Annotated in this window: 21 protein-coding genes; 12 read left to right on the top strand and 9 right to left on the bottom strand. The window is 60.5% G+C overall.

The features are described 5' to 3' along the window. Positions 1–90: 90 nt before the first annotated feature. The gene (locus ACFQDI_RS08235) at positions 91–453 is read right to left on the bottom strand and encodes an arsenate reductase family protein (protein ID WP_377165327.1); all 363 of its coding nucleotides are present in this window, start codon (positions 451–453) and stop codon (positions 91–93) included. A gap of 294 nt (positions 454–747) precedes the next feature. Then, positions 748–1,668 carry an RluA family pseudouridine synthase gene (locus ACFQDI_RS08230; protein WP_377165325.1) on the bottom strand — a complete coding sequence of 307 codons (921 nt, stop codon included), beginning with the start codon at positions 1,666–1,668 and terminating at the stop codon, positions 748–750. Positions 1,669–1,755: 87 nt separating this feature from the next. Here ACFQDI_RS08230 and ACFQDI_RS08225 point away from each other — a divergent pair, with 87 nt between their 5' ends. Next, a complete protein-coding gene (locus tag ACFQDI_RS08225) occupies positions 1,756–4,173 on the top strand; it encodes a serine/threonine-protein kinase (protein WP_377165323.1) in 2,418 nt (805 codons plus the stop codon). 165 nt (positions 4,174–4,338) lie between these two features. Here the strand turns inward: ACFQDI_RS08225 and ACFQDI_RS08220 are convergent, their stop codons facing one another. The 3 genes from ACFQDI_RS08220 to ACFQDI_RS08210 form a co-directional block, all read right to left on the bottom strand. Next, a complete protein-coding gene (locus ACFQDI_RS08220) occupies positions 4,339–5,379 on the bottom strand; it encodes a fatty acid desaturase (RefSeq protein ID WP_377165321.1) in 1,041 nt (346 codons plus the stop codon). A 568-nt stretch (positions 5,380–5,947) separates the two neighbouring features. Further along, positions 5,948–6,796, bottom strand: coding sequence for a hypothetical protein (locus tag ACFQDI_RS08215; protein WP_377165319.1), 849 nt, complete (start codon positions 6,794–6,796; stop codon positions 5,948–5,950). 464 nt (positions 6,797–7,260) lie between these two features. Beyond that, positions 7,261–7,701: a DUF5069 domain-containing protein gene (locus ACFQDI_RS08210; protein WP_377165317.1), complete on the bottom strand. Its 441-nt coding sequence runs from the start codon at positions 7,699–7,701 to the stop codon at positions 7,261–7,263. Positions 7,702–8,305: 604 nt separating this feature from the next. Between ACFQDI_RS08210 and ACFQDI_RS08205 the strand changes: the two genes are divergently transcribed. Further along, positions 8,306–11,515, top strand: a complete 3,210-nt coding sequence (locus ACFQDI_RS08205; RefSeq protein WP_377165315.1) for a PVC-type heme-binding CxxCH protein — start codon at positions 8,306–8,308, stop codon at positions 11,513–11,515. An 8-nt stretch (positions 11,516–11,523) separates the two neighbouring features. Here the strand turns inward: ACFQDI_RS08205 and ACFQDI_RS08200 are convergent, their stop codons facing one another. From ACFQDI_RS08200 to ACFQDI_RS08190, 3 genes are all read right to left on the bottom strand, one after another. Then, the gene (locus ACFQDI_RS08200) at positions 11,524–11,925 is read right to left on the bottom strand and encodes a type II toxin-antitoxin system VapC family toxin (protein WP_377165313.1); all 402 of its coding nucleotides are present in this window, start codon (positions 11,923–11,925) and stop codon (positions 11,524–11,526) included. Next, positions 11,925–12,134 carry a hypothetical protein gene (locus ACFQDI_RS08195; RefSeq protein ID WP_377165311.1) on the bottom strand — a complete coding sequence of 70 codons (210 nt, stop codon included), beginning with the start codon at positions 12,132–12,134 and terminating at the stop codon, positions 11,925–11,927. Before ACFQDI_RS08195 ends, ACFQDI_RS08200 begins: the two co-directional genes overlap by 1 nt. 68 nt (positions 12,135–12,202) lie before the next feature. After that, positions 12,203–12,910, bottom strand: coding sequence for a hypothetical protein (locus ACFQDI_RS08190; protein ID WP_377165309.1), 708 nt, complete (start codon positions 12,908–12,910; stop codon positions 12,203–12,205). Between the two features lie 122 nt (positions 12,911–13,032). Here ACFQDI_RS08190 and ACFQDI_RS08185 point away from each other — a divergent pair, with 122 nt between their 5' ends. From ACFQDI_RS08185 to ACFQDI_RS08155, 7 genes are all read left to right on the top strand, one after another. Next, complete coding sequence (locus ACFQDI_RS08185) at positions 13,033–13,809, top strand: SDR family oxidoreductase (RefSeq protein ID WP_377165307.1); 777 nt, start codon at positions 13,033–13,035, stop codon at positions 13,807–13,809. Positions 13,810–13,908: 99 nt separating this feature from the next. Further along, positions 13,909–14,295, top strand: a complete 387-nt coding sequence (locus ACFQDI_RS08180) for a hypothetical protein (RefSeq protein ID WP_377165305.1) — start codon at positions 13,909–13,911, stop codon at positions 14,293–14,295. A gap of 121 nt (positions 14,296–14,416) precedes the next feature. Further along, positions 14,417–15,124 (top strand): FadR/GntR family transcriptional regulator, encoded by a 708-nt coding sequence (locus ACFQDI_RS08175; RefSeq protein WP_377165303.1) that lies wholly within the window; start codon positions 14,417–14,419, stop codon positions 15,122–15,124. Between the two features lie 2 nt (positions 15,125–15,126). After that, on the top strand, positions 15,127–18,480 hold the full coding sequence (locus ACFQDI_RS08170; protein ID WP_377165301.1) for a DUF1553 domain-containing protein: 3,354 nt from the start codon (positions 15,127–15,129) through the stop codon (positions 18,478–18,480). Between the two features lie 11 nt (positions 18,481–18,491). Then, positions 18,492–19,943 carry a DUF1501 domain-containing protein gene (locus ACFQDI_RS08165; protein ID WP_377165299.1) on the top strand — a complete coding sequence of 484 codons (1,452 nt, stop codon included), beginning with the start codon at positions 18,492–18,494 and terminating at the stop codon, positions 19,941–19,943. 99 nt (positions 19,944–20,042) lie between these two features. Further along, complete coding sequence (rpsP, locus tag ACFQDI_RS08160) at positions 20,043–20,288, top strand: 30S ribosomal protein S16 (protein ID WP_377165297.1); 246 nt, start codon at positions 20,043–20,045, stop codon at positions 20,286–20,288. Positions 20,289–20,294: 6 nt separating this feature from the next. Then, positions 20,295–20,603 (top strand): KH domain-containing protein, encoded by a 309-nt coding sequence (locus tag ACFQDI_RS08155; RefSeq protein ID WP_377165295.1) that lies wholly within the window; start codon positions 20,295–20,297, stop codon positions 20,601–20,603. Between the two features lie 285 nt (positions 20,604–20,888). On the opposite strand, the gene ACFQDI_RS08150 is transcribed toward ACFQDI_RS08155, so the two are convergent. After that, positions 20,889–22,169 (bottom strand): AI-2E family transporter, encoded by a 1,281-nt coding sequence (locus tag ACFQDI_RS08150; RefSeq protein WP_377165293.1) that lies wholly within the window; start codon positions 22,167–22,169, stop codon positions 20,889–20,891. 100 nt (positions 22,170–22,269) lie between these two features. Between ACFQDI_RS08150 and ACFQDI_RS08145 the strand changes: the two genes are divergently transcribed. From ACFQDI_RS08145 to ACFQDI_RS08135, 3 genes are all read left to right on the top strand, one after another. Then, on the top strand, positions 22,270–22,725 hold the full coding sequence (locus ACFQDI_RS08145) for a pyridoxamine 5'-phosphate oxidase family protein (protein ID WP_377165291.1): 456 nt from the start codon (positions 22,270–22,272) through the stop codon (positions 22,723–22,725). Positions 22,726–23,050: 325 nt separating this feature from the next. After that, a complete protein-coding gene (locus ACFQDI_RS08140; RefSeq protein ID WP_377165289.1) occupies positions 23,051–24,520 on the top strand; it encodes a PhoH family protein in 1,470 nt (489 codons plus the stop codon). A gap of 147 nt (positions 24,521–24,667) precedes the next feature. Further along, positions 24,668–24,943 (top strand): EF-hand domain-containing protein, encoded by a 276-nt coding sequence (locus tag ACFQDI_RS08135; RefSeq protein WP_377165287.1) that lies wholly within the window; start codon positions 24,668–24,670, stop codon positions 24,941–24,943. Positions 24,944–24,974: the final 31 nt, after the last annotated feature.

Here is a 24,974-nt window from a genome sequence, read left to right as displayed (position 1 = left end):
CCTCTCTATCCTGCAGGAAAGGAATCATCCAGATCCCTCCACGACCACACCGCCAGCCCCCCTCACTTTTTACTTTTCACTTGTCCCTTTTCACTTCCCCAGCGCCTTCTCCCACTCCGCCTCCTTAAACCCCACCAGACGCACCTTCCCCTTCTCATCCACCACAAACGGCCGCTTCACCAGGTTCCCATTCCCCGCCAGCATCTCCAGCGCCTCATCCGTGCTCATCCCCGGCAGCTTGTCCTTCAGCCCCAGGCTTCGGTAGTCCATACCCGACACATTGAAAAGCCGCCGCACATCCCCCTCGTAAGCGCTCAGCATCACCTTCAGCTCCGCCACCGTCGGCGGTGTCTCCCGGATCGCCAGCTCCTCATACGCCACTCCATGCCCCTTCAGCCACTTGATGGCATTCTTGCACGTCGAGCATCCGGAGTAGGCATAAACTTTGAGCATAAAATAAAAGGGGAAAAGAGTTGGCAGATCAGCTGCCAAACAAAGCAACGCTTCCACCAAAGCAAAACAAAAACCATGGCTGGCTTCACCCCTTCAAGCTCCACCTTCTTCGCATTGTAGTACCGGCTTCAGCCGGTCCGGAAAAAACCCATCCCACATCACGCCGCATCCTGCACCAGTTAGGACCGCTTGTCCTCAAGCAGCCGCCGAGCGTCTCGCAGCACGCGCACCCAGCACGCGCACCCAGCACCGCCCACATTCGACATTATTTCGTCATTCGGATTTACTCATTCGTCATTCCACTTTCCCCACCCCCTTCATCCACGGCCCATACTCCTCCGGCACCTTCGCCTCAAACGCCATCGGCTGGTCATGGATCGGGTGGTTAAACGAAAGCTTCCACGCATGCAGCATCAGCCGCGGCACACGCACCTTCTGCTTGTTCGGCTGCGCATAGATCGGGTCCCCCAAAATCGCGCACTGCAGCGCCTCCCGCATATGCACCCGGATCTGGTGCGTCCTCCCCGTCAGCAGCCGGCACTGGATCAGCGCACACCCCTGGTCCACCGCCAGCCGCTTCCATTCCGTGATCGCCTCCTTCCCCGCCCCATCCAGCAAAATGCTCATCCGCTTCCGGTCCACCGCATGCCTCCCGATGTAGTTCTGGATCCTCCCCCCCTCCTCCTTCGGCACCCCGTTCACCACCGCCAGGTAGATCTTCGCGATCCTCCTCTCCGCAAACGCCTCCGTCAGCCTCCGGTGCGCGATGTCGTTCTTCGCCACCACCATGCACCCGCTCGTATCCTTGTCCAGACGGTGCACGATCCCCGGCCTCATCTCCCCCCCGATCCCGCTCAGGTCCTCGATGTGGTGCAGCAGCGCATTCACCAGCGTCCCGTCAGGATTTCCCTCCGCCGGATGAACAACAAGCCCCGATGCCTTGTCCAGCACCACGATGTCACTGTCCTCATACAAAATCGTCAAAGGAATGTCCTGGGCCTTGATCTCCACCTCCGCTACTTCAGGAATCGTGATACTCACCACATCCCCGCACCTCAGCGCCACCCCCGCCTTCACCGCCTTCCCGTTCAGCTTCGCATGCCCCTCCTTGATCAGATCCTGCAGCCGTGAGCGCGACATCTCCGGCAAGCGCCTCGTCAGGTGCTTGTCGAAACGATCCCCTATATCCAGTGTTTCAGTAATGGTCCAGTCCACCCCACAAACTCAAGTTTCGAATTAATAAGGCAAACTGTAATTTCTGGCATATCGAATGCGTCCCACTACTATCCAAGCACCTCCCCCTTGATCCTCGCCCCCCCAGAACAGACCTTTCTGAGCACCTGCCCCGTGTGCCAGCGGCAGATCGATGTCACCTCCCTCGAGCCCTTCACAAAGCTCAAATGCCCCTTCTGCGGCCAGATGGTCCGCGTCCGCCGCCGCTTCGATCAGTTCATGATCATCCGCCAGATCGGTGAAGGCGGCATGAGCCGCGTCTTCGAGGCCGAAGACGAAACCCTCGGCCGCCGCGTCGCCCTCAAAATCCTCAACCGCCAGTACTCCCGCGACTCCGTCCGCCTCGAGCAGTTCCGCCGCGAAGCCCACATCACCGCCAACGTCACCCACCCCAACGTCATCAAGCTCTACTCCGTCGGCTATGACCAGGGTTACTTCTACATCGCCATGGAGCTCGTCGGCGGCGGCTCCCTCGAGCAGCGCATCCGCCGCGAAGGCCACCTCAAGGAAGACGAAGCCCTGCGCATCGGCCGCGAAGTCGCCGAAGGCCTCCGCGCCGCCCAGCAGCTCACCCTCATCCACCGCGACGTCAAACCCGCCAACATCCTCTTCACCGAGACCGGCACCGCCAAAGTCGTGGACTTCGGCCTCGCACTCTTCATGGACCGCGGCGGAGACCAGTCCGGCGAGATCTGGGCCACCCCCTACTACGTCGCCCCCGAAAAAGTCATCGACAACACCGAAGACTACCGCAGCGACATCTTCTCCCTCGGTGCCACCCTCTACCACGCCCTCACCGGCAGCCCCCCCCACAAAGCCGACACCGCCGCCATCGAAGACCTCCGCCGCATCAAGTCCAAGCGCGTCACCCTCGGCGAATCCGGCCTCCGCTTCTCACCCCGCACAGAGCACGTCATCAACGGCATGCTCTCCACCAGCCCCGAAGACCGCTTCGCCAACTACGCCGAAGTCGTCGATGAATTGCGCCTCGCCGAAGGCCTCCTCGACCGCGGCAGCGTCCGCCGCCGCCTCCTCTCACGCCGCGCACGCCTCATCGGCTCCATCGCCGCCGCCATCATCCTCGCCTACGGCATCGGCTGGCTCCTCCGCGAAGGCGGCCAGCGCCGCCAGGCACGCGCCCTCCAGATCGCCACCGCCGACGAGCGCGACCTCGACGGCACCGGCGTCACCCTCACCGCAGACAAAGCCAACAAAAAAACCGTCTCCGAGCGCTTCACCGAAGCACGCCAGGCCATGCTCGAAGACCGCCAGTTCGCCAACGCAGAGCACAAGTTCTCCAAGCTCCTCGAATCCAAGGACCTCATCCAGCCCACCGAAAACTGGGCCCGCTTCAACGCTGCCCTCTGCAGCATCATGCTCGACAAGAAAAAAGACGCCGCCGCCCAGTTCGCCCAGCTCGACACCACCCCCGACCTCAACGGCCTCGCCCCCTTCTTCGCCACCATCAAGCAGCGCATGGCAGACGGCTTCAGCCTCGGCCTCAACCCCGGCTCCCTCGGCTACAAAACCACCAACGAAGAAATCCTCGGCTACCTCCTCCACGGCCTCGCCGAATGGCACTTCGGCAACGCCATCCTCGGCGCCAAAGAGCTCGAATACTTCCAGGAGCACCTCGCAGACATCCGCAAATCCCCCGACACCACCCCCACCGCCACCCTCGACTGGCTCTCCCGCTACAGCACCCTCGTAGACCGCTACAAACCCGACTTCCCCCTCGTCCGCAACGCCCTCCAGCCCAAAAACTCAGGCACCATCGCCGAGCTCCGCGCCTCCCTCGCCCTCGTCCAGCAGACCCGCAAAAAGCTCAAAACCAGCGGTGCCTTCCTCACCTGGATCAAAGACCTCGAATCCGGCCTCCAGCGCGAAGTCTCCCTCCTCACCCTCCAGGAGCAGCAGCGCCAGATGGAGGCAGACAAAAAGCACCGCCAGGCCGACCTCGAGCTCCTCGCCGAAGTCAACGCCCTCGTCCCCTCCCTCGTCCAGGGCTACGACTACAACCGCGCCATCGACCTCCTCACCAGCACCCGCCTCGAAACCACCGACGTCCGCACCGCCCTCGACGGTCGCCTCTACCTCTACACCCAGGCCCGCGACTTCATCCGCCAGCTCACCACCGACCTCGCCGCCCAGAGCTGGACCGGCACCATCACCCGTCGCGAAGGCGGCCAGCTCACCGGCAAAATCACCTGCAACACCGCCGGCACCACCATCAGCGTCAGCCTCGATCGCGGCACCCTCTCCCTCCCCCTCGACTCCCTCACCCCCGAGACCCTCGTCGAAATCGCCCAGTCCCTCGGCACCCAGGTCACCGACTCCACCGACTACTACCGCCGCCAGGAAAACACCGCCGCCTTCGCCCGCCTCAACGGCCTCCTCCAGCTCTCCACCACCATCGCCGCCCAGCTCATGGAAGAAAACACCTCCTTCCGCACCCGCTGGATGAAAGTCATGGCCGCCGGCATCTAAAAAGTTGCCCAGTTGCGCCGCAACTGGAGCCACCCCACCGCCACCGTCCCACGGAGAGCCTCCCCTCTCCAGTAGGGCAGTACCAGCTTCAGCCGGTCCGAAAGCACGCCCCATTCGAGCCCCATCCACCTCCGGCCAGAAGCAGCCAGCCACCGCAAACAAGCTTCAGCTCCGCCCCTTCTCCCTCTCCCGCCTCACCTCCCTCATCCGCTTATACCCCACCAGCTTCTTGTGCTGCTCGTCCCACAGACGAAACGCCAGCGACTTCAGGCTCATCCGGATCGTGATCGGCTTCACCTGCTGAAACACCGGATGCGAATAGTGGCAGCGCTCCAGATAATAGTTCGGGATCCGCGAGCTCAGATGATGGATGTGATGAAATCCAATGTTCCCTGACAGCCACTGCAGCACCCGCGGCAGCTTGTAATACGAAGAGCCCTGCAGCGCCGCAGCCGTGTAGTCCCACTCCTCGTGCACCTCCCAGTACGCATCCTCAAACTGGTGCTGAATGTAGAACAGCCACACCCCGCACGCCCCCGACACCCCCGTGACGATCCCCTGCACGATCAGATAGTTCACCGGCCCATAGATCCACATCATCACCGCCGCCAGCCCCAGCAGCGCCGCGTTCATGTGCCACACCGAGTTCCGCTCCCGGGCATCCGCCCCCTTCCGCGGGATCCTCTGCAAAATCACAAACAGCACAAACGGCGCGATCACAAACAGCACCACCGGATTCCGCGCCAGCTTGTACGCAAACCGCTTCCACCGCGACGCCTCCAGGTACTCCTGCACCGTCATCGTCCACACATCCCCGATCCCCCGCTTGTCCAGATTCCCCGTCGTCGCATGGTGCAGCGAGTGCTCCCACCGCCACTGGTAATACGGCGTGAACGTCAGCATCCCCGTCACAAATCCCACCACCGCATTCGCCCGGTTTGATTTGAAAAACGAGCCATGACCGCAGTCATGAAAAATGATGAACGCCCGCACCAGCAGCGCCCCGGCCATCAGCGCCAGCGGCACCACCAGCCACCACGAGACCTGCAGCGCCCAGTAGATCCCCGCCCACAGCACCACATACGGCACCAGCGTGTCCACCAGTTGCACCACCGCCCGCCACAGCGACGGCTTTTGAAACTCCGCCACGATCACCTTCCACTCCGCCACCGTCGGAAAACGCTGCTCCATCCCCGTCACACTCATTCCACTCGCATTCATCATAGTCCCTTTCGGTTGTGACAAACATAACCCACCCACCCCTCACATCAAGCCCCGCCTTTCCCGCCCTTCAAAGCCCGCCCGTCCTCCGTAGCTTTAGCGAAGGATGGATTGGCGAAGAGGGGTCATGCCCCGCCATTCGCACGAGAACCATCAATCCTCCAAGTCATGGCCGCCAGCCTCTGAAGTACGACAGAAACTCTTGTCTGTCGATCAGCACCCACCACCCCACAAATCCCCCGCTCACCCCATCGCTCCCCTCCCTGCACCTCAGACCATTCGCGATAATCCGCAGCCATTCCCCTCATTCGCGTTGGACTCATACCAGATCGAAATCTGAAGTACGACAGACACTCCTGTCTGTCGATCAACGCCCTCCCACCCCACAAATCCCCCGCTCACCCCATCGCTCCCCTTCCTGCACCTCAGACCATTCGCGATAATCCGCAGCCATTCCCCTCATTCGCGTTGGACTCATACCAGATCGAAATCTGAAGCACGACAGACACTCCTGTCCGTCGATCAACGCCCCCAATCCCCAGCAAGCCTCCCTTCATTTCTGCGGACTGCTATCCGATGACAAGAGCCCGATGCGTTTTCGGCTCACCACCATCTCATCAATCCACAGCTTTTGCGCATGCGGCAACAGGCCGGGACCAAAGTAGGGAGCCATGAGGAACTGGTTGAACTTCATGTTCGGAAAATCGGTGGAGCGCAGGATCACATTCTTGTGCTCGATGACAAGTTTACCGTCAAACCAGCCGCGCACGATCCCGTCGGCGTTCGGCTTGTCCGCTTGAAGATCAAGCGAGTTCAGCTTGAACTGCGCCTCAATGCAGTGCCACTTATCGTCGGTGAAAAGTGCGTCAGAGCTGTCGAACATCTGGCCGTTGTAGCCACCCTTCAGCGGTCCCTGCGTCAATCCGTGCGGCGCGTCTTTGTTTTGAATGTCCTGGGCCGCAAGACGCAGCTTGCCATTCACCGGCTCGATGTAGAGCGTGAGATGACTGGCCGCCGGCCCCGCCCATTTTGCGTTCTCCGTGGTCATGAAATGCGTGAGATGCGGGTGGTAGTTTCTCCCGCTCCAGCCCCAGCCTTCGGAGAGCTTGAGGTAGTACCGGATGAAGATCTCGTCCGAGGGCTCAAAGAGATGTCGTTTGGCCGATGAGCCGGTCACGGCACCTCCAGCTGACGTCCACTCATACTCGATGCAAGAGCCGCGTTTGCCTTCAGAAACGACGCGGACCTCTTTGCCATCATACCAGCCACGTTGCTCAACAGCAGGATCATCAAACGACTCACGAAAAAGCTCCCCACCCCATCCTGTTTCTTCAGCATGTACGACCGAATGAATCATGAGCACTGACAGCATGCTGCGACGGATGACCTTGAGGAGTGACATGCTATGGCAAACGCAGCAGCACAGTTGACTCTTGAACCATTTTTGGCACACGGCTGCCCCAAGACCACCGGCAGCCAGACCTCAAACACGCCCCCACTTCCCATCCTCTCGTCCCGGCTCAGGCACCGGCTAAATCAGCCACGCCCCATCAGTGTCAGTCAGTGGTTCAAATCAGGCCCCTGAATTCCTGCCTTCCATTCGCATTCGGGCTCTTCATCAGCGTCTCATGAGCGTCAAATCAGCGGTGAAAAACTGTTCCATTCACCACGGACTCCCGCACTCCAACGCCCTCCGGAATCAGTCATTTTTGCGCCTCTTTTGCGCCCCTTTGCGGCCACCCCTCCGGCTCCACAAAAAACCCCGCCTGCCTCACGACAAACGGGGTTCTCAAAACTCACGTCACCGATCCGTCGCTCTCCGTCAGTTCAACCAAGAACCAGGAACAACGAACCAGGAACACTCAATCACTTGATCTCCTGCGCCCAGAAAATGTGCCAGTCGTCCAGGTTGTTCAGATCCACCGCACCCGGATTCACGCTGCCGTCATCCGCGATGCCATCCGCCGCCAGGATCGCCTTGCGGGTGTCATCAGCATGGATGTAGCCCATGATCGACTGATTGTGCTTGTAGATGTTGCCCTTCGTCAGGTTCACGCCCGGCTGCGCCTTCACCCAGGCCTCAAGCTGCGGATAGCTCGGCTTCGTCGCGATGAACGCCTTGAACGTCTCGATGTTGATGCCCAGCGCATCCAGCGTCATCTGGTCATACCCGCAGCCAATGCCCGGATAATCAGAGTGCAGCTTCCCCGCAGCAGCCAGCGAGGCCTTCTGCCACAGACGCGGAAGATGAAGAACACCAAGGGGACCGGCGATGCCGGAGCTGATAAGAGGAACAATCTGGCTCATGGATAAGAGGTAGGTTGGATTTGAATTCAGTGACCATTCGCAGCGGCGAACGAGCCCCCAACTTTGACGGCCCCTCGCAGCAGCAGCAAGAACAAACGCTCCATCCCCATTTTTTGAGCGCAATTATCCCTCAAACCCCCGCAATTTTTTCACACCTCCCCATTCCAAAAAATTCGCGGCCCTTCGCCCCTGCTCGCGTTTGATAATCCCACTCCACCCTTTCGCCTCATTCCCTCTTTTTCCCGCCTCCCTTTTTTGCGCCCCTCTTGCGCCTTTTTGCGGCAACCCACGCCAGTCCTGCAAGCCTAGCGAAGTCCCTCGCACCCATTCCAAAAAATTCGCGGCTCTTCGCGCACATTCGCGTTTGAAAATCCCACTCCAGACTTTCTCCTTGTCCCACTCTTTCCCCGCCTCCCTTTTTTGCGCCCCTCTTGTGCCTCTTTGCGGCCATCCCCTCTGGAACTCTGGCCACCCACTGCAAACCATCGCAAACAACCGCCAGCCATCGCAAACTCTCCTCTGGAACTCCGGCCAACCACCGTAAACATCTGTCAGCAATCGTAAACCACGGTAAACTCCCCGCCCTCCCCCTCAGCCCCGCTTCATGAAAAACCTCCGCCACCTCGCCCTGGCACTTCTCCTCGCCCTCCCCTGCCTCGCCGCTGACGAAACAGCCGCCAAGGCCCCGAAAGCCGCGCCCATCAAATCCCCCCTCGAGCTCCATCGCTGGTCCGGCACCCTCAACGTCCCCGACCCCGTCGCTGTCACCGTCGATCCCCAGGGCCGCATCTACGTCTCCGCCACCACCCGCCGCAAAGTCGCCGACCTCGACATCCGCGAGCACACCCAGTGGATCCCCGACGACGTCGCCCTCACCAGCGTCGAAGAAAAAGAAGCCTTCCTCAAACGCGAGCTCGCCCCCGGCAAAACCCGCCTCCCTCGCGGCGGTCTCGCCGACCACAACAAAGACGGCTCCATCGACTGGAAGGACCTCACCGTCCACACCGAGCGCATCTACCAGCTCCGCGATACCGACAACGACGGCACCGCAGACAAAATGACCGTCTTCGCCGAAGGCTTCAACAGCGTCGTCACCGGCATTGCCGCAGGCATCCTCTACCACGACGGCTGGGTTTACGTCACCGTCGCTCCCGACCTCGTCCGCCTTCGCGACACGAATGACGACGGCATCGCCGACGAACGCGAGGTCGTCGCCCACGGCTTCGGCATGCACATCGCCTACGCCGGCCACGACATGCACGGCCCCCGCATCGGCCCCGATGGCCGCATCTACTGGAGCATCGGAGACAAAGGCGTCAATGTCACCAGCAAGGAGGGCAAACACTTCTACTACCCCCACGAAGGCTGCGTCCTCCGCTGCGAGCCCGACGGCACAAACTTCGAAGTCTTCGCCCACGGCCTGCGCAACGTGCAGGAAATCGCCTTCGACGACTTCGGCAACATGTTCGGCGTGGACAACGACGCCGACCTCCCCGGCGAGCGCGAGCGCTTCGTTTACATCACCGAGCGCAGCGACTCCGGCTGGCGCTGCAGCCACCAGTATCAGAAAGCCGACAGCCGCTGGATCCGCGACGGCATCTGGCAGCCCGCCCATCCCGGCCAGCCCCTCTTCATCACTCCACCACTGGCCAACTACTCCAACGGCCCCGCCGGCTTCATCCACGAGCCCGGCACCGCCCTCGGTGCTTCCCTCCGCGGCCACTTCATCCTCGACCAGTTCCCCTCCGGTCAGATGACCGCCTTCCAGATCGTCCCCTCCGGCAGCACGTTCAAGATGCAGAACGAGCGCCTCATCCATTCTGGCCTCATGGGCATCGGCCTCGCCATCGCCCCCACCGGCCAGCTCATCATCGCCGACTGGGACGGCGGCTACCCCCTCGATGAAAAAGGTGCCATCTGGTTCGCCGACGACCCCACCGGTAAAAACAGCACCGAGCGCCAGGAAACCCAAAAGCTCCTCAATTCCGAAAACCTCGACGCCACCCACCTCTCCCACCCCGACCAGCGCGTCCGGCTCCAGGCCCAATTTGGCCTCGTCAAAAAAGGTGATTACACCGTGCTGCAAAAAACCGCACTCGACAAAAAGGCTCCCCGCCTCGCCCGCATCCACGCCATCTGGGGCCTCGGCCAGGGCATGCGCTTCGGCAAAGTCGAAGCCGCAACTTTGTTGCCCCTGATTGCGGAATCCGACACAGAAATCGTCATTTCCGCCGTCAAAATGCTCGGCGATATCAAGACCTCCGGCACCCCGCTCATCCCCCTCCTCGCCCACCCCGCCCAGCGCGTCCGCTTCCACGCCGCCATCGCCCTTGGCAAGCTGGCCGAACCCACCGCAGTCAAAGCACTTCTCAGCATGGCAGCGCAGGAGAGCGCAGATCCCTACATGCGCCACGCGATCGTCACCGGCCTCGCCGGATGCGCCGACGAAGCCACCCTCGCCAAGCACATCCATGACAAGCAGTCCCTCTGCTGCCTCCTTGCATTATCACGCAACCACTCGCCACTCGTTGCAGCATTCCTCACCCACAAGACCCTCGCTGCCGAGGCCGAGCGCGCCATCCACGACGACACCAGCATCCCCGCCGCCCTGCCCAAGCTCACCACCCGCCCCACCCCTCGCGGTCTCAATGCCTGCCTCCGTCTCGGCATCGCAGAGCCCGTCATCCAGGCGGCACTGAAGAGCACCCCGCTGCAGGCAGACGCACTGGATGTCCTCCTCACCTTCACCCATCCCCCACGCCTCGACCGCATCGACGGCATGGCGCACGAAGTCGCACCACGTGACGAAAAAGCCTTCGCCGCCCTTGTTCAGCCGCACCTCGATGCACTTCTCGCCATCCAGGACGGCGGCCTCAAGGCCAAAGCTGTCGAGCTCCTCACCCAGCTCCAGTTGCAAGTCGCTGCTCCTGTCCTCCAGCAGATCATCTCAGACACCACCGCCCGCGCCACCCTGCGCTCAGAAGCACTCAAACTCATGGCCTCGCAGCACGCAGCCACCCCCGAGTTTGCCACCACCCTCGACCTCGCCCTCAAGGACACCTCCCCCGCCGAGCTCCGCCGCGAGGCCCTCCGCCAGCTCTTCACCCACCAGCCCGACCGCGCCATCGCCGAGGCCGCCGCCGTCCTGGAAAAAGGCGATACCACCACGCAGCAGCTGGCATTAGCCCTCCTTTCCACCTCAAAAGACGACACCCTCATCACCCGCTGGCTCGACCGTCTCGCCTCAGGCAAAGCCCCCGCCGCCATCCAGCTCGACATCCTCGAAGCCGCCGCCACCCGCGAATCCCTCAAGCCCAAACTCGCCTCCCTGCAGCTCGGTGCATCTGAGCTCCTCGAAGGGGGAGACGTCACCCGTGGCAAAGAGATCGTCACCAACAACCTCGGCGCCAACTGCCTCGCCTGCCACACCATCGAGGCCAAGGAAGGCAGCCAGGTCGGCCCCAACCTCAAGACCATCGGCAGCCAGAAGGACCGCCCCTACATCCTCGAATCCCTGCTCAATCCCATCGCCAAAATCGCCCCCGGCTACGGCCTCGTCTCCCTCACCACCAAGGACGGCAAATCCCTCTCCGCCGTTTTGGAGAAGGAAGACGCAAAACAAGTCATCCTGCGCCTCCCCGACGGCAAAAAGCAACCCTTCTCCCGCGACCAGATCGCCACCATCACCCCGCCCATGTCCGTCATGCCCCCCATGCTAGGCATCCTCACCAAACCCCAGATCCGCGACGTCGTGGCCTATCTGAGCAGTTTGAAGGCAAAAAGCAGCAAGAAGAAAGCAGCAGCAACCCACTGAAGCCGAAATCAGACGGTCCAGTCTTCAACTGCAAGACCCGCGACGCGCTTGAATTCTTGGACATTGTTCGTCACAAGCGTCCATCCATGCTGAAGCGCGATCGCGGCTATCTGAATATCGTGCGGTCCGATCACCTGCCGCTGCCCCTCCAGCTCTTTTCTGATTCGTCCTGCAATGGCAGCAGCCTCGTCATCAAACGGAGCCGAGGCATGCCGTGCAAAAAGATTCTCCAGCTTGGCCAGTCTTGCAGCTTTGTCGTCATACCCCTCGGCTCCATAAAACAGCTCTTCTTTCACCACAGAGCACAGCCAGACCTCGTCAGGAGCGATCCCGCGTAGTTTTTCCTGCAACGGAAGGCATCGTCCTTTCAGCAGAAATATCCAGTGGTTGGTGTCCAGCAGCCAGGGCATCACCATGCCTCCCTTTTTTCAAAAGGAAGCTCTGTCGGCTCGTTCCATTCGGTTCCTTCAAAAGAACCATAAAACTGGCTCCAGTAGGATTCAAAATGATCCTGCCCGGGCGGGTTTGCGGTGCCATTTGATGGCATCATTTGCCGCAGTTGCGTCAGCAGCGCCCGCGCCACGCCTTCGGGCGCTCGCGCCAGTTCCTCAATCAGCATGGTTCTCGCGGACATCGCCCTATTATTCTATGAGAGCCTGCCAAGGTCAAGGTGACACACCGTCTCTCTCACATCGCTCCCGGTGGCACTTCCTGCTGCTCCTGGGGCAGCGTGAGCTGGGCCGGCATCGGAGTGCCTGAGCTCTTGCCCAGCCGCCCGCTGTAGAGATCGATCGCCCGTTTGGCGATGATGTCGATCACCGCAGGCTGAAGGGTACGGGCGGCGACATTGGAGACGGCCATGCCAGCCCACATGATGGGAGATTTAAAGCGCAGCACCTGCCAGTAGGGCAGCAGGCGCTTGTACCACTTGTTGGCCGTCTGCATTTTCTCGTGCGTGGCGATCTTGTGCGTCATTTCCCACGTTTTCAGCGCGGTGCTGGCACTCACATCCACCAGTCGGCCGATGGAGCGCGTTTGCAGAAAATCCGCCACATCCATGGCAGCCAGATGCACGGCACGGGAAAACTGGCTCAGACCCGGGGCCAGCAGCGCCTCCTGCTTGCCGGGGTGGTAGATGGCCGCGATCTCGCGCACCAGCTTGGGCACCTCGTCCACCAGCGGCGGCAGCCACTCGGGATTGAGGTTTTTCTGCCATCGCAGGCGATTTTTGCAGGCTTCCACCGCTTCATGCGCCTTTTCGTCCGCCAGACCGCACTCGGGATAGACATAACTGGCCAGGGCGTGCTTGGCGGCGCGCAGGTCGGCGGCAAAGCGCAGCAGCTTCCAAATCACGATTGAAGCCGCGCCAACGAGGGCTCCGGCTAGAAAGGTCATGATGTGGCCCCAGGGCATGCGCCTACCGGAGAGCACTGCGGGCAGGGTGTCAAGATGTCGAAAGTGGCGAGACAGCCCGCTTGCGGCGGCGGGATGACACGCCATAGATGCGCCCCTCCACCATGTCTTCCATCTTCGAACTCTTCTCTCTCCAAGGCAAAACCGCTGTCGTGATCGGCGGCACCGGCGAACTCTGCGGTGCCATCGCCGAAGGCTACGCTTCCGCCGGTGCGGAAGTCGTGCTCGTTGGCCGTGATCAGTCCAAGGCGGACAAGCGTCTGGAGACGATCCAGGCTGCAGGTGGCCGCGCCTACTTCCTCTCCGCCGACGCTAGCCGCAAAGCCGACTTGCAAATTTTGCTCGACCAGGTGCAGGAGCGCTCCGGCGGCTGCCAGATCCTTATCAACGGCGCCGGTGTCAATTCTGCCACGCCGTTCCTCGACATTCCTGAAGAGGAGTATGACCGGATCATGAACATCAACACCAAGGGCGTCTTCCTGGCCTGCCAGGTGTTCGGCAAATACTTCGTGGAGAACAAGATCCCCGCCTCCATCATCAATCTCGGCTCCATGTCCGGCCTGCTGCCGCTGAGCCGTGTGTTCACCTACTCCATGTCCAAGGGCGCGGTGCACAACCTCAGCAAGAACCTCGCCCGCGAGTGGGCCCCGCTGGGCATCCGCGTGAACACCCTCGTCCCCGGCTTCTTCCCCGCCGAGCAGAACAAGAAAGTGCTGACCCCGGACCGCGTGGCCAAGATCATGGGCCACACCCCGATGAACCGCTTTGGCGAAGCCAAGGAACTCGTGGCCGCCGCCCTGCTCCTCGCAGGTGCAGGCAGCTCCTTCATCACCGGCCATGAAATGGTGGTGGATGGCGGGTATTCCTCGCAGACGATCTGACAACTCAGCATAGCGAGGATGTGAATGAAGCGTGCCTTAAGCTCTTGCCTCTGCAGTCTTATCCTCGCAGCTTGTCACGTTGGAGCCTTTAAGCCTGGCTTGTCTCCACGGCATTTTGCAGATGGTAAACTCGCAAGAAAACTTGAGACGGACATCGCAGCCATCGAGAGAAACGAACCTGCAGGCTGGAAGGATCTGGCTTCTCATGCCTACAGGCTTGACGGTGAGCATGCGGAAACCTTTGCCGTGGCCTGTGCATATCTTCTCCGCCGCGATCCCACAATCTTCCTGCGAAGACATCTAACAGGAGACCCCGACGCCTTGTTCTGTGGCTGGGCAGCTTATGGCCACGCTGGACACTATCGCTCGATCGTCGATGCCGTTTATAAGCAACGCCTTCATGAGGCTTCTTCAGAAGCTGAATGCGAATCCATCAGACAATTCATCATGGCCTCGCATAAATCTCATCAAGCTCCAGAAAATTGAGACACCGGCGCACGGCGAGTGAATTTGGGAGTTACCTAGGCAAGTAGAAGCATTAGGCAAGCATCGTGGAAAGAAGCTGATAATAGCTATCGTTGAATTCAGTGGTAAGACCTCTAACCACATGACTTTTTCATCCATCAAACCTCAGCGCAGCCTCGTGGAGGAGGTGTGTGCACGCATTGCTACGGAAGTCCGAGACGGAGGAGGGGCTGGCGATGGCTGGCTGCCGCCGGAACGAGATCTGGCGCTGAAGCTGGGTGTGAGCAGGCCGGTAGTGCGTGAGGCGACGAAGCGGCTGGAGCTGCAGGGGCTGCTGGAGGTGAAGCATGGCGTGGGCACCAAGGTGGTGGACAAGCTGCACAAGCCGCTAAACGGCTCGCTGGCACTGCTGATTCCCGATGAGGCGGAGCGGCTGCGGCAGCTGGTGCAGGTGCGTTTCATGCTGGAGCCGGAAAATGCACGGCTGGCGGCGGAAAACGCCACGGCGGCACAGATTCGCAAGCTGCGTGCAGCTTTGAAAGAACTGGAAGGGACCACGGATTTCTCCACCGCGGTGGAGGCGGACATGGCGTTTCATCGCGAGCTGGCGGCGGCTTCGGGAAACCAGATCGCCACGCTGCTGCTGCATTCGCTCTCCGAACTGATCCAGGCCAGCCTCACACACGGCTACAGCCGCACCTCCACGGACAATGCTGTGCGACAGCATGCAGCCGTGCTCAACGCCATCGAGAAACGAGATCCAGCCGCAGCAGCGAAGGCGATGCGCGAACACCTGATCACCGCCGAGGCCGATCTGGCCCTGCCGAAAAAATCCAAGAAAGCCGCCTGAGCATGAAGCCCCTTCCCTATCTCTTTTTGTTGATCGCAGGCAGCAGCGCGCAGGCGGTGGAATCTGAAAGCGCGAAGCTGTTTCATGAGCAGATCGCACCGGTTTTGGTAAAAAACTGCGTGGAGTGTCACAACGACGTGACGACCAAAGGTGGGCTGAACATGAGCACGCTGGCGGATGTGCTCAAAGGCGGCGACGACGGTCCTGCCCTGGAGCCAGGCAAGGCGGCAGAATCATCCCTCTACACGATGATCGTGCCGGAAGCTGCGGGCGAGAAACCGGAGATGCCGAAGAAGAAACCCGCGCTCTCAGCGGCTGAAACGGACCTGATCAAACGCTGGATCGACATGGGCGCGACGTGGCCCACGGAGATCGTGCTCAAGGAGAAGCCAAAGGGAGATGTGACGCACTGGTCGCTGCTGCCGCTGAAGCCTGCGGCGAATGGTTCGATTGATGGCTTTATCAACGCCAAGCTGAAGGAAAAGAACCTGACGATGAATCCGGCGGCAGATGCGCGCACCTTCATCCGACGCGCAAGCTTTGATCTCATCGGCCTGCCACCCACACCGGAAGAAGCGGCGGCTTTTGAGAAGGAATTCACGCAGGATCAAGCAGGTGCCACCCAACGGCTGATTGATCGACTGCTGGCATCGCCACGCTATGGCGAGCGCTGGGCGCGGCACTGGCTGGATGTGGTGCGCTTTGCGGAAAGCCACGGCTTTGAAATGAACCGTGCGCGCCCGAATGCGTGGCCCTACCGCGATTACGTCATTCAGGCGTTTAATGCCGACAAGCCCTATGATCAGTTTGTGCGCGAACAGATCGCCGGAGATCAGCTGGGCGCAGATGCTGCCACGGGATTCCTGGTGGCGGGCGCATGGGATCAGGTGAAGGGGCAGGACCCGGTGCTGCGGGCCAACCAGCGTGCGGATGAAATGCATGATCTGGTGAGCACAACGGGCAGCACCTTCCTCGGCATGACGATCGGCTGCGCCCGCTGCCATGACCACAAGTTTGATCCTATTCTGCAGACGGACTATTACCGCGTGCGCGCCATCTTTGAAGGCGTGCAACATGCGGAGCGGGAGCTGAAGCCGGCAGATGCGGAGCAGCGCCTAAAACAGGCTGAGGGCCTCAAGAAAGAGATCGCGGCGCTGGATGAGGCGCTGGCGCGTTTCCAGCCACGCGCGCAGCTGACCCAGCGTGTGCTGGTGGATGATGATCTGCCGCCGCCCACGAAGCCGGATGCGGTCGGCTGTGTGCAGATTGAGCAGCCGACGAACGGCAAGCCGATCGAATACTCCCCGGGCACGGAGTTTGGCCAGGCGAACGATCCCGGTGACTCCACGCGGCTGCCGAATCTGGGCGAAAGCTACCGCTACTGGAAGGCAGAGAAGGATGCAGCGGCACAGGATTTTTTCTCGTGGAATCCGCGTGTTTCCGGAAAGCAGCGTGTGTGGATCTCATGGGCGGCGTGGACCACGCATGCGAAGAATGCGCGCTACATTCTGGATCTGGATGGAGATGCGAATACCACGAACGACCAAAAGGAAATCGCCAGCGTGGATCAGAGTCAATTCGCCGATGGTAGCGGAGCGATCCCCGGACAGAAGCGCTGGAGCGGCTTCAAGTATGCGGGGACGCATGCGCTGACGAAGGACTCCATCCTCATTCTGCGCAGTGGCAAGCTCGGCGGTCCCACGGTGGCGGATGCGGTGCTGTTTGAGGAAGCGGATGGCAGTCAACCCGCCTCACAGCCTCATCTGCGCGCACCGGTAACGCATCTGGCCAATCACGAAAGTTTTGATGCGGTGAAGGCAAAGTTTGTGCGCTTCACCATCCGTGCGACGGCAGGTGCACAGCCCTGCATCGATGAACTGGAAGTCTTTTCCACCAGCCCGAAGCCGCGCAATGTGGCGCTGGCACGCAATGGAGCGAAGGTGACGGCCTCGGATGTTTTCAGCGATGGCGCGAATCCCATCCACCAGATCGCGCATGCAAATGACGGGCTATATGGCAATGCGAAGAGCTGGATCTCCAAGAACTCAGGCAAAGGCTGGCTGCAGATCGAGTTTCCGCGTGAGGAGAGGATCAACAGCGTGGTGTGGAGCCGGGATCGCGGTGACAGCAAGAAGGGCAAGGTGTATCAGGACCACCTACCCACGGAGTATGTGATCGAGACCTCCCTGGATGGCCAAACATGGCAGGCGGTGGCATCTTCGGCAGACAGGCTGGGCGCGGAGTATCGGGACCGCATTCGCGACATTCCCACGCTGAGCGGTGTCTCGGCGGAAGATGCGGCCACGGTGAAAAAGCACAGCGAGCAGCGGGCCGTTTTGCAGCGCAGGCTGAAGGAGCTGACGAATTTCCCCATGGCGTATCTCGGCAAATTTGAGCAGCCTGGGCCTACCTATCGACTGCAACGCGGCGACCCGATGACGCCGCAGGAAGAGGTGGCGCCGGGTGCGCTGACACAGTTCGGCACCAAGCTGGATCTGGCCAAGGACACACCGGAAGCCGAGCGGCGCGTGGCTTTGGCCAAGTGGCTGAGCGATCCGCAGAATCCGCTGACCGCACGCGTGATGGTGAACCGAATCTGGCATTATCATTTCGGTGCAGGAATCGTCGATACGCCGAGTGATCTGGGTTACAACGGTGGAAAGCCATCGCATCCGGAGTTGCTCGACTGGCTGGCGGTGCAGTTCATGCAGCATGGCTGGAGCCTGAAGGAGATGCACCGGCTCATCATGAACTCGGCGGCGTACCGGCAGTCGAGTGCCACGAACGACGCGGGGCTGAAGGCGGACTCCTCAGCGAGACTGCTGTGGCGCTTTCCCACACGGCGCATCGAGGCGGAGCCGCTGCGTGACACGATTCTCATGGTGAGCGGTGTGCTGGATCTGACGATGGGCGGACCGGGCTTTGATCTCTTCGTGCCGAATGACAACTACGTGAAGGTGTACCAGTCGAAGCAGGAGTTTGGCCCCGACACTTTCCGCCGCATGGTGTACCAGAGCAAGCCGCGCGTGCAGCTGGATGACACCTTTGGCGCATTTGACGTGCCGGATGCGGGGCAGATAGCACCACGACGCACTTCGAGCACGACGCCGCTGCAGGCGCTGAATTTCCTGAACAGCAGCTTTGCCATGCAGCAGAGCGAACTGCTGGCGGCACGACTGGAAAAGGAGGCGGGCAAAGAGGCGGATGCGCAGGTAAAGCGCGCTTTTGCGCTGGCTTACCAGCGCGAGCCGCAGGCGGAGGAACTGACGGCCGCCGTGGAGCTGGTCTCCGAGCACGGGCTGGCGATGTTCTGCCGTGCGCTGCTCAACACCAGCGAGTTCATGACCCTGTATTGATCCCCTGATTTATGAAAAGCCATCTTCTCTCACGTCGGAACTTTCTGGGTCAAAGCGTCAGCGGCCTAGGCGGCATCGCGCTGACATCTCTGCTGGCGCAGAAGGGCCTGCTGGCCAATGACCCGATCCGCCCGCGCATTGATCCGGCACACCCATATGCGCCACGCCCGCCTCATTTTGAGCCGCGCGCGAAGAACGTGCTCGTCATTTTCTGCTCGGGAGCGATGAGCCATGTGGACACGTTTGATTACAAGCCGGAACTGGTGAAGCGTCATGGCATGCCGCTGCCGGGCGCGGCGGACTTGATCACTTTTCAAGGGGCTCAGGGAAACTTGGTGAAGCCGATCTGGGAGTTCAAGCCACGCGGGCAGAGCGGCAAGATGATCAGCGATCTGGTGCCCAACATTGCCGAACTTGCGGATGACATGTGCTTCATCCACTCGATGACGGCCAAGTCGAACACGCATGGCCCGGCGGAAAACCAGATGAGCACGGGCTATATTTTGGATGGCTTTCCGGGCATGGGCTCGTGGGTGACGTATGCGCTGGGCTCAGAGTGCGATGACATGCCGGCCTTTGTGGCGATTCCTGATCCACGCGGTGTGCCGCAGATCGGGCCGCGGCATTGGAATTCGGCATTTCTGCCCGCGGCGTTCCAAGGCACCGCCTTCAATGCCAGCAAGCCGATCCCGAATTTGATCCGCCCCACGAGCGTGAGCGAGGCCGCCGACCGTGACACGCGCACTTTTGTGAATCTGCTGAACAAGCGGCAGGCGCAGGAGCATCCGGCGGACAGTGATCTGGCGGCACGAATCTCCTCCTATGAACTCGCGGCGCGGATGCAGATCGCGGCGTCTGAGGTGGGAAACCTGACCGGGGAAAGCAAGGCCACGCTGGACCTCTACGGCGTGAACGACAGCAACGAGACGAAGGCCGGATTTGCCAAAAACTGCCTGCTGGCGCGGCGGCTGATCGAGCGCGGCGTGAGGTTTGTTCAACTCTTCAATGGTTCCTACGCCATGGGCGAAGGAGTGGGCAACTGGGACGGTCATAAGACGATCGAGAAACAGTACTCGGTGCACGGCCCCATCCTGGACCAACCGGTGGCCGGATTGCTGAAGGACCTGAAAGCGCGTGGGCTGCTGCAGGATACTCTGGTGGCCTTTGTAACCGAATTTGGCCGCATGCCCACCTTCCAGAAGGGGGCGAACGGCCGCGACCACAATCCCAAGGGCTTCACCGTCTGGCTGGCCGGGGCCGGGGTGAAAAAGGGCTTCAGCTACGGGGCAACAGACGAATTTGGCTACAAGGCGGCCGAAAATGTGAGCACCATCTACGACCTGCACGCCACAATTTTGCACCTGCTGGGCATTGATCACGAACGCCTGAGCTACTACAACAACGGCATCGAACGGAGGCTGACGGACGTGCACGGCCATGTGATCCGGCAGGTGCTGGCATGAGGACGAACCCTGAAAGCCGGGCAAAAACCGTTTGATTTCCTCCAAAGAGTCTCCACTTTGACCGTCCCCTAAACCTGATTCCCTACCCGAACCCGTACCATGGCAGTTGTCATCCGTCTCCGTCAAGAAGGCCAAAAAGGCCGTCCCGTCTTCCGTATTGTCGCGGCTGACCAACGCTTTCCCAAGGAAGGTCGTTTCCTCGAAATCCTCGGCACCTACGACCCTCAGCAGGGAGTGAAGAAGGCCATCGTGAAGCTGGACCGCGTGAATGCCTGGATCTCCCAGGGCGCCAAGCCTTCCGACACCGTCAAGAGCCTCATCAAGCACGCCACCGCCTCGGCGTAACGTGTCATGGACGCGCCGGAAGCCCTCCGCGAGTTCCTTTCCTATGTGGTGGCGAATCTGATCGACCACCCACAGCAAGCGACCATTGCCATTGGCACCAATGTGAACGGTGCCGTGGCTTATCGCGTACAGCTTGCCCAAGAAGATGTGCGTCATGTGATCGGCAAGAATGGCATGACGATCAGCGCGATCCGGTCACTGCTCAACACCGCAGCGGCCAAGCATGGGATCAAGATTTCCCTGAAGGTGGGATCTGCCCGTGAAGAAGATGCAGAGGCCGCGGAGTCGGCCGCAGAAACTCACGCAGAAGCGTGAATTGATTTTTTGAATCGCTGCCCCATCCAGCGACCAATGGCCAAGCTACAGATGGAGCTTGAGCGAATCCTCGGAGCCGGCACCAAGCCACGCGTGCCAGCCAGGCTCAGGCTTGAGTAGCAGCAAACTCCTGGCATGCGAGAATCACGCCATGCCTGTGGTTTCCCAGCCGTGACAACCAACAGCCGACGCGCCGGGGCTTTGCGCCGAATGAGTGGCAGAGCAGCAAAAGGAAACGGCTACATCTCGCAGCAGCGGATGTGGCTTAGAGACCCTGGAGGCGCTTCAGGCACCCGCCGCCCTTTCCTGCCGAGAGCCGCCGATGGTCTGCGGCGCGATGCGAGCCCGCCACACGTAACGCTGAAACAGAACTTTGACCGAGGCCGTGAGCGGCACCGCCAGGATGGCCCCCAGCAGACCGCCCAGCAGAAGCCCCCAGACAAGCACCGAAGCAATGACCGTCATGGGATGGAGGCCCACAGCCTCACCCACGATGCGAGGCGTGATAAAGAGGGCATCTATCTGCTGCACCAGGGCAAAAACGCCCGTGACGACCAGCGGCATGATCCACCACGGATCCGCCGAAACAAGGGCACTGCCACCCTGCACTGAAGCAATGATGACGGCGGGAATCCAACAAAGCGCGATGCCAAGATAAGGGATGATGCCTGCGAGACAAAGAGCCAGCCCGATGAGCAAGCCGAAGTCCAACCCTACGATGACGAGCCCTATGCCGGTGGCGATGCCATTGATGACACTGACAAAGAGCTGCCCCCGAAAGAAGGCCACCAGGTAGCTGTTGATCTCGTTCAGGCAGTGCACCACTTCATCTTTGAAGGCCGAGGCGCGAAGCGGCAGGTAATCCGACCAGCTCTCCTGGATTTTGGCACTCTCAATCAGAAAGTAATAGAGGTAGAGCGGCACAATGATGAAGGAGAGCATGAAACCGAACACCCCAAGGAAGCCACCCACGCTCTTGGTGAGGAAACTCCAAACGATGCCGGGGAGCTTGGGCAGATTTGTTTTCACCCAGTCTCCCCTGAGCAGAGCCTGGAAGTCTGTGTCAGCGACGGCAGCCGCTTTATCTGCGGCAACCGTCACGGGCGCCCCGGACTCGACAGCCGCAGGTGCGGCAACGGCCTCAGTGCGCGGCAGCAGCCTGATGTCATAGTCCTTTTCGATCCTCGTGGAGAAATCGATCACGGCCTTCTGCACCTTGGAGTAATAGACTGGAACACGGTCTGCCAAGTGATGGGCGGGATCATCCAGCTTCACAATGATCCACCAGCCGAGACCGCCGATGGCGACGGTGAAAAGCGCAAAGGCCAGCAGGACGGAGCGATGACGGCTCAAGCCCCGGCGCTCCAGCCACTCCACGCCGGGCTCAAGCAGGTAAGCAAGCACGCCAGCGACAGCGAAGGGCACCAGGATGGGCTGCAGAAATGACATCACCTGCGTGGCAAGATCGATCAATTTGACAGCCAGCCAGCCAATGACGGTGATCGAAAGCGCCGTGATGGCAGTCCATAGCACATTGCGCTGAAAAGCAGTGGGGAGATTCTTCATGAAGAGAATGGCAGCCAGACTAGCAGGCGGAGACATCTTGGATACTGCAAAGATGCCCGCAAATTGGACAGTGTGACCACGTTGTTTATGATCACACACCATGTCACGCCCGCAACCCCAGCCCGTTGATCCCGCCGAACTGCCACAACTCGCCCAAGCAACAATGCGAGCCGCAAAATTTCCCATGCTGGCCACGGTGGATGGAGACCAGCCGCGGCTGCGCCCCGTCTCACCCGTGCGCACGGACGGCTTCACCGTCTATGTGGCGAACCTGCGCCGCTACGGCAAGACGCATGAACTGGAAAGCAACCCCAAGGCGGAACTGTGCTACAAGGATGATCAGGACAATCAGGTGCGCATTACCGCGACCGCCGAGATCGTGACCGAGCGTGCGCTGCTGGAGGAGATCTGGAATTCGAACCCTTTGCTGCGGGCGTATCTCGGGAGCATCGACAATCCTGAACTGATCATTTATCGCTTCGTTCCAAATCGGGCACGATATATGCGTGAGTGGGCCTTGGAGTACATTGAAGTGCCGCTGGTGGCACAATCATGAGGCTGCCCTGCGGAAGGTGAGCAGGGGTGCGGATTGAGTGTTCAATTGTGCTGTCAATTGTGAATAAACTCTGTCATTGTGAATAAGTTCTTGCCAGTAACTCGACGCTCTGACACTCTTCGGCAATTACCGTGATTCATACAAAAAATCACATTTCGGGTTCGGTAAGCTTGGCGCTACCCGGTGCCAAAGAGAAGCTGACCCCGCCTCTTTCAACGCAGGCAACCCACACACCCACTAAACCATCATGGACCGTGACGACCACCCAGCATCGGTAACCGCTTCTGCAATCTCCACCCGTGCCTCCGATTCTGGCCCTGTTTCTGTGAATTCCGCCTCTCCTTCCTCTTCGCGCCGCCGACGGACCGGCCCTGCCACCGCCACCAAAACCTTCGTCCTCGACACCAACGTACTGCTGCATGACCCAGCCTGCATCCACCGCTTTGCAGAACATCATATCTGCATTCCAGTCGATGTGCTGAGCGAACTGGACCGGTTTAAAAACGAGATGACGGAGCGCGGCTCCAACGCCCGGGAAGTGCACCGAGCGCTAATGAAAATTTTTGCCACCAAGGGAGCCTCGGTGACCAGCGGCGTGCCGACCGACGGCGGTGGCAGCATCCGAGTGGCGGTGTATGACCCGGAAGAGGCGCGCAGGCATGCCAGCGTGCAGAGTTTTGAGCGCATATTCCACGACCTCGACAAAGCGGACCACCGCATCCTTGCCTGCACTCTCTGGCTGAGCGAGCAGGTGTCGCCGCCGGTCATCCTCGTCAGCAAAGATCTCAACATGCAGCTGAAAGCGCGTGCCGTGGGCATCGAATGCGAAGATTACCTTCACGACAAAGTGGAGCCGCGTGAGGTTGCCAATTTTGACATCGCGCGCGTCGAGGTGAGCCAGCATGAGCTGCAACGCTTTGCGAGCAGCGGCCGTCTTGCCGTGCCCGAAACCCGCACCGTGGGGATGGTCATCAATGATTACGCCCTGCTCACAGCCGGGGACAAGGCCACCATGCCAGCAAAGCTCAGCACGAATGGCGAGTTTGTCCGCCTGGTGCACACACCGGAGTCGATCAAGGTCGGACAGGGACGCGCCATCAAGCCGATGAATCTGGGGCAGGCATGCTTTTTGGACGCGCTGCTGGATCCTGAAATCAGCCTGGTCACCTGCTACGGGCAGGCAGGCACGGGCAAGACACTGCTGGCCGTCGCGGCGGCCCTGCAGCAGGTGTTTAACCGCACCTACCACGGAGTCACGGTGAGCCGCCCGATAGTGGCGATGGGCCAGACGGTCGGCTTCCTGCCGGGATCCCTGCAGGAAAAGATGCGCCCCTGGCTGCAGCCCGTGTATGACGCGCTGGATCTCCTGATGAGGCCGGTGGAGGGCACGCAGCAAGGCCCGGCACGCAAAAAGAACCGTTTCATGCCCGAGCCGCAGCAGCAGATCGCCGCGCCAGCAGCGCCCTATGATCCGCTGATTCAGCAGGGGGTCATCGAGGTGGAGGCGCTGTGCTACATCCGCGGACGCAGCATACCCGACCGCTTTTTTGTGCTCGATGAGGCACAGCAGCTGACGCCGCTGGAGGCCAAAACGATTGTGACGCGGATGTCTCGTGGCTCCAAACTGGTACTCGTCGGAGACCCCGCACAGATCGACAATCCGTATGTGGACAGCCGCAGCAACGGGCTGGTGTACACCCGTCAGCGAATGAGGGGCCAGAGTTTCGCGGCACATGTCCCGCTGGTGAAAGGTGAGCGGAGCGCGCTGGCAGAGGCGGCGGCACGGCTGCTGTAAGCTGTGCTGTTTACGGAAAATTGCGCTTAGAAAAATTCTCGCAAATTTTTTGAAATGGAATGGGAGCCTCTTCGTTTAACACGCCACGCGCTGACTGGGCCGACCAGAATACCGCGCTGACAAATCCACAAACCTATACAGATCCACATGAAAGTTATCACTTCACTCCTCGCCATCCTGGCTCTTTCCGCAGTCACCTCCTTTGGAGCTGATGCCCCCAAGAAGCCAAAGATGACCCCGGAAGAAATGTTTGCCAAAAAGGATGCCGACAAAGACGGCAAGGTCAGCAAGGAAGAATTCCTCAAAGGCTCCAAGGACGCAGCGAAGTCCGAGGCTGCCTTTGGCAACAAAGACAAGGACAAGGACGGCTTCCTTTCGAAGGAAGAGTTCACCGCGGCTCCCAAGAAAAAGAAGGCTGCCTGATCCGCTGTCTGATCTGACCTGAAAAATCAAA

It is taken from the genome of Prosthecobacter fluviatilis (genome assembly GCF_042655725.1).
GTDB classification, from domain to species: Bacteria; Verrucomicrobiota; Verrucomicrobiia; order Verrucomicrobiales; family Verrucomicrobiaceae; genus Prosthecobacter; species Prosthecobacter fluviatilis.
This window is presented reverse-complemented; position numbering and strand designations above follow the sequence as displayed.

What these genes read in the sequence shown, in the direction of transcription:
- ACFQDI_RS08235 (WP_377165327.1), bottom strand. Translation starts at nt 453, where the DNA reads ATGCTCAAAGTTTATGCCTACTCCGGATGCTCGACGTGCAAGAATGCC.
- ACFQDI_RS08220 (WP_377165321.1), bottom strand. Translation starts at nt 5,379, where the DNA reads ATGAGTGTGACGGGGATGGAGCAGCGTTTTCCGACGGTGGCGGAGTGG.
- ACFQDI_RS08215 (WP_377165319.1), bottom strand. Translation starts at nt 6,796, where the DNA reads ATGTCACTCCTCAAGGTCATCCGTCGCAGCATGCTGTCAGTGCTCATG.
- ACFQDI_RS08210 (WP_377165317.1), bottom strand. Translation starts at nt 7,701, where the DNA reads ATGAGCCAGATTGTTCCTCTTATCAGCTCCGGCATCGCCGGTCCCCTT.
- ACFQDI_RS08205 (WP_377165315.1), top strand. Translation starts at nt 8,306, where the DNA reads ATGAAAAACCTCCGCCACCTCGCCCTGGCACTTCTCCTCGCCCTCCCC.
- ACFQDI_RS08200 (WP_377165313.1), bottom strand. Translation starts at nt 11,925, where the DNA reads ATGCCCTGGCTGCTGGACACCAACCACTGGATATTTCTGCTGAAAGGA.
- ACFQDI_RS08195 (WP_377165311.1), bottom strand. Translation starts at nt 12,134, where the DNA reads ATGCTGATTGAGGAACTGGCGCGAGCGCCCGAAGGCGTGGCGCGGGCG.
- ACFQDI_RS08190 (WP_377165309.1), bottom strand. Translation starts at nt 12,910, where the DNA reads ATGACCTTTCTAGCCGGAGCCCTCGTTGGCGCGGCTTCAATCGTGATT.
- ACFQDI_RS08185 (WP_377165307.1), top strand. Translation starts at nt 13,033, where the DNA reads ATGTCTTCCATCTTCGAACTCTTCTCTCTCCAAGGCAAAACCGCTGTC.
- ACFQDI_RS08175 (WP_377165303.1), top strand. Translation starts at nt 14,417, where the DNA reads ATGACTTTTTCATCCATCAAACCTCAGCGCAGCCTCGTGGAGGAGGTG.
- ACFQDI_RS08170 (WP_377165301.1), top strand. Translation starts at nt 15,127, where the DNA reads ATGAAGCCCCTTCCCTATCTCTTTTTGTTGATCGCAGGCAGCAGCGCG.
- ACFQDI_RS08165 (WP_377165299.1), top strand. Translation starts at nt 18,492, where the DNA reads ATGAAAAGCCATCTTCTCTCACGTCGGAACTTTCTGGGTCAAAGCGTC.
- rpsP (WP_377165297.1), top strand. Translation starts at nt 20,043, where the DNA reads ATGGCAGTTGTCATCCGTCTCCGTCAAGAAGGCCAAAAAGGCCGTCCC.
- ACFQDI_RS08155 (WP_377165295.1), top strand. Translation starts at nt 20,295, where the DNA reads ATGGACGCGCCGGAAGCCCTCCGCGAGTTCCTTTCCTATGTGGTGGCG.
- ACFQDI_RS08150 (WP_377165293.1), bottom strand. Translation starts at nt 22,169, where the DNA reads ATGAAGAATCTCCCCACTGCTTTTCAGCGCAATGTGCTATGGACTGCC.
- ACFQDI_RS08145 (WP_377165291.1), top strand. Translation starts at nt 22,270, where the DNA reads ATGTCACGCCCGCAACCCCAGCCCGTTGATCCCGCCGAACTGCCACAA.
- ACFQDI_RS08135 (WP_377165287.1), top strand. Translation starts at nt 24,668, where the DNA reads ATGAAAGTTATCACTTCACTCCTCGCCATCCTGGCTCTTTCCGCAGTC.